Annotated in this window: 2 protein-coding genes; both read left to right on the forward strand. The window is 66.8% G+C overall.

The window, feature by feature from the left end; all coding sequences use genetic code 11:
* Positions 1-185: hypothetical protein (locus ABD841_RS40155; protein WP_344982310.1), on the forward strand; the 185-nt coding region annotated here is incomplete at its 5' end.
* Between the two features lie 393 nt (positions 186-578).
* Positions 579-4,882, forward strand: a 4,304-nt coding sequence (locus tag ABD841_RS40160; RefSeq protein ID WP_344982311.1) for an InlB B-repeat-containing protein, incomplete at its 3' end; no start/stop codon positions are given.

Genomic DNA, 4,882 nt, shown 5'->3' on the forward strand with positions numbered 1-4,882 from the left:
GCGAACACGGCGCCGGACATCTCCGCGCACAGGGCTTCGGCGACGGCGTTCATGGAGTTTTCACCACGGCGAAAGGGACCGCGCCCTCGGCCCTGTCCACAGTCGCGGACAGACTTTTCCGGCCTCCAGTGGTCTACAAAAAACCTCTGGTCGGCTTCCAGCAGCTTTCAAGTGAGCTGAAGTGATCCTCAAGTCGAGTCGGCGAGACTTCCCGAGCTGCTCACTTTATTTCGTCTTTATGGCGGACGAACCGTAGGAGGAGACCGGCGTCGGGTCCATTCGACGCGCTCGTACTCAAGCCACGACGCCGTCCCGTGACCCCGGCGGGCGCGCGATGCGGTCCGTCCGCCAGGACGATCCCATCCCGCTGCCGGGTGAAGCACGGCGCAAAAGGCTGAGCTGCCCGGACCTTGCAGGAGTCCGGTCTCACGCTCGGGGGCTCCGATTCCGACTCCAGATCCTACGTCAGCATTCACCGCTGCGCCGGAAAGCGCATCCGTAGCCGTGGAGGCATCCTTTTGAGCCTGTTATCCGATCGCGTTTCCGCTCGGCGGACCGCGTTCTCTCTCATCGCCGGGGTGGTGGGCCTGACCACCATGCTGGCCAGCTCCCTCGTCGTACCCTTACCCGCACTGGCCGCGTCCGGCCCGGCATCGCCTCCGGACGCGAAAGCGGCGGCCGTCGCACCCACAGTGAAGATCACTGATCTCGGCTCCCTCGTGGGCAAGGGTGGCACCGTCATCGACATCAACAACAAAGGCGAGGTCCTCTGGGCAACCGGGGACTCCAGCCGCGAGACCCCTCGTCCTCAAGCCAAGCTGTATTCCGACGGAGAGGTCCGGGATCTTCACGCGCTCCTCGGCCTCGACGCCAACACCGACTCGTCCACCCCCTACGACATCAGGGAAGACGGCACGGTGCTCGTCAGGGTCGAGAACGCGAGCACGGACAAAGTCGTCCTCATCAAGGGAAACAAAATAACTCCCGTCGGTAAGTGGGCGATAACCGGGAACGACCGCGGCCAGCTCGCGGGCATCGCCTTTGTACTCAATCCCGACGACGGCGAACTGAAGCTGCAAGCGTTCAAAGGCCAGTATCTAGAGCCCAGCGCCATGGACAACTCCGGTTCGGTTGTCGGTCGGGCTGACATGGACCCCGGTCCGCCCAACACCTTTCGCGCCTTCAAAACCATGCCCGGCGAGCCCCTCAACCTGGAGCGAGACGAGCTGAAGGTCCCCGGCACCTCCCAGTGGACCCGAGCCAACGACGTCAACGAAAAGGGCCTGGTCGCCGGTCATGTGGACGGGCACCCGACCGCGGACGTCGGCGATAATCCCGTCATCTGGGACAGAAACGCAAAAGCCCACATACAGGACACCCCCTACGGCGGCCGAGTAGAGGCAATCAACGAGGCCGGAATCGCCGTCGGGGTGATGTACACCAACGAGAACATGGTCAACGAGCATGCCGCTCTGTTCCGGGACGGTGTGGGAACCGATCTGAACACCCTGCTGCCACCGGACTCGGGCTGGGTCTTGAAGAAGGCCACCGGCATCACCGACGGCAAAATCAGGATCATCGGCGTGGGCCGGCCCGCGGGAGCGGACGTCGACCACGGCTTCCTGCTTGAGCTGGGAAGCGGGCCCGTCATCAATTCGGTCACCCTGGAGACGAAGAAATACCCCTCCGAGGAGTGGAGCGCGGCGACGGAGGTGTACGACGGGGCCCCGGCGCGCGTCGCGGTTTCGCTGACCAATCCCGACCCTCTGCGTGTCACCGCGCACCTCAAACTGGCGCATTCGCCGAATCCGGGCGATCTCGCACTCGGTTCGCTATTCCCCATGGAACCACTCGGGGTCGAGCTCGATCCGAACGAGACCCGCACCGTGTGGGTGAACTGGAAGACCGACGGGATCGCCTGGGAGAAAAACGGGGACAAATGGGCGGCGAACTGGGCCCGGTACGTCAAGGCGCGGCTCTACGTCGACGACGTCAAGCTGGATTTCGCCGAGTCGGCGCAGGTCATCACCAAGCCCAGGCCCGTGGTCCTGGTGCACGGTTGGAAGACCGACGTGACCTCGTGGGCCTACACTCCTGCGATCCTGAAAAGGATTCATCCCCATCTCGAGGTGGGCGCCGTCGGTGACGGCCGATTCGGCCCCGACGGCGGCACCCTCAACACCGGCTCCTTGCTGGACCCGCTGGCGAAGACCTACACGCTTGCGCAGAACGCCAAGGAACTGACGAGATATGCCGAGAACATGCGTAGGGAAACGGGTTCTCCGCACCTTGACCTCATCGGACACTCGATGGGTGGTCTGATCGCCCGGCAGATGATCCAGGATGAGATGCCGAACTTGCCGAGCCCGACGGACGGCAAGCCGGTGGTGATCCGGATGCTGCAGATGGGGACCCCGAACCGGGGGACTCCCTGCGCGGACCTGCTCGTGCTGCTGGCCCACTTGAATAACGTGCCGGTCCCGTATTATCCGGCGACGGCGCAGGTCACCAAGTCGTATGTGCATGGTGACTTCTACAGGGACTACAAGAACCTGAGGGGCGTGATCCCCTCCAATCTGGCGGGCGTGGGCAGGATCGGCTGCTACCTCCCCGGCGAAGACCCGGAGATGCACAAGGGCGACCTGATCGTTCCGTTGTGGAGTGCGCGGTTCTACCTCGACATTCCCAGGACCGGAACGGTGCACATGTCGATGACCGACTCGGAGTGGGATCTCGCGACGTACCTTACACCGCGGTTGGCGTCGGTACCGGACAGCACCGCCAGCCCGGACACGCCCGGACTGACCGAGGGAGTCACCGGGAACCCGGCCCCGGACACCAAGGCGAGGGCGACAGCCACGGACGACGACGGTGCCGAGAACCGTGCGGACGAGATGACGATGTTCGCCGCGTCGTCGACCCAGGTGGGGCCGGGGGCGAAGAAGATCGTGTCGTTGGACGTCCCGCAGGGCACGGCGTTCGGTGTGACGGGGGTGCTGCCGCCGACGGTGGGGCTGCTGCTGCTCGATCCGGCCGGAAAGCCGGCCGCGCAGTACACGGCCGGCAGCGACGCGGCCAAGCAGCCCATACAGGGGCTGAGCGTCGCCACCCCGCAGGCCGGGGCGTGGAAGCTGGAGATCACCAACACGGCGGCCGAGCCGGTCACCGCCGACCTGGGTGCCTGGGTCGCGGGCAACCCTGCCACGGTGACGGCCACGGCGAAGCAGTCGGAGGACAACCGGGTCACGGTGACGGCCACGGTCACCGACAACGGTCAACCGGTCACCGGGAGGCCAGTGCTGGCGTTCGTGACCGGAGAGGACAACACGCGCACCGAGCTTTCGCTGCAGGACGACGGTGACGGCGTGTACAGCGCCACGACCGAGGCGTTGGCCGACGGCGTGTACTCGATCGTGGTGAAGGCCGAGACGGACAAGGGTCTGCGGACCGCGCTCGATGTGGTCGAGGTCAAGAAGCCGGACACCCGGGAGTTCACGCTGAAGCTGTCGGCCGGGCCGGGTGGCTCGGTGACCGCGTCGCCGGCGCAGGAGAAGTACCGGGCCGGGACGGAAGTGAAGGTGACCGCCACCCCCGAGGCCGGGCGCGTCCCGATCGGGTGGGTCGTCGACGGCCAGAAGCGGGGCCCGGGTGCGCTGACCCTGACCATGGACCAGGACCACACCGTGGAGGCGCGGTTCGGCACCTACACGGTGACCGAGATCGGCGCGCTGCCCGGCGGGAACGCGTCGCGGACCGAGGCCGAGACGCTGAACGACCGCGGCCAGGTCGCGGCCACAGTGGTCGACAAGGACGGCAAGCGGCGCGCGGTGCGCTGGCAGGACGGCACGTTCACCGAGCTGGGTGGTCTGACCTGCACCGATGGTGCGGTCAAGTGCGAGGCCGGTGGCCTGGGCCTCAACGAGGCCGGGGAGGTGTCCGGCTGGGCCGTGACGTCGGTGAACGGCGTCAACTCCCGGCGCGCCGTCGTCTGGCGCGACGGCGGTTTGGTCACCGATCTGCAGCCGGGCAACAGCGCGTCGGACTTCAACGCCGTCGCCGTGAACGACAACGGCCAGACGCTCGGTTATGCGGGGGCTTCTCCGTTGTCCCGAGGTGTGATGTGGGACCGGGGGACCGCGGTCACGCTGCCTCCCGACTACGCCGGGGGTGGTCTCAGCTACGAGAACGAGTGGGGCCAGGGTCGTCTACCGCGGATCAACCGCAACGGCGCGGTCGCGGGCGGCTACGCGCTCAGCCGGAACACCGACGGCAGTGTCCGGGACACCGGTCCGATGTTCTACGCCGACGGTGTGCTCACCAAACTCCCGGGCACGGTCGAGGGGTGTGCCACGACGGGCGGCAGAGCCTCCGACCTCAACAGCACCGGCCTGGTGGTCGGCACCCTGCGGTGCGGCCGCTACGAGGGTACGGAGACCAAGCGCGCCTACGTGTGGAAGGACGGCAAGCCGACCGACCTGGGTGTGGGTGAGGCGACCGCGGTCAACGACAACGAGGTGGTCGTCGGTTCCGAGCAGGGGGATCGTCTCAACGCGCAGAAGCCACCGCTGATGTGGGTGGACGGCCAGAAGTACCAGCTGGCGAATGTGCTGTCCCGGCCGTGGTGCCCGAAGGACACCCGGCAGACGACCCAGCCGTGCGTGGGCATCGGGGAGGTGCTGGACCTCAACTCCTCGGGCCAGATCCTGGTGCGGGGCTTCGTGCGGGACCGCTCCGCGTCCTCGGCCGGGTTCGTCCAGGAACCGCGGTCGTTCCTGCTGACGCCCACCCCCGCCCGGACAGATCTGGAGGTCACCCACAGCGTCTCGGCGACCGAGCCGGGGCCGGGCTCCACGGTCACCTGGACGGCCACGGTGACCAACAA

Origin of the sequence: Streptosporangium fragile, from assembly GCF_039534445.1 — a bacterium.
GTDB lineage: Bacteria > Actinomycetota > Actinomycetes > Streptosporangiales > Streptosporangiaceae > Streptosporangium > Streptosporangium fragile.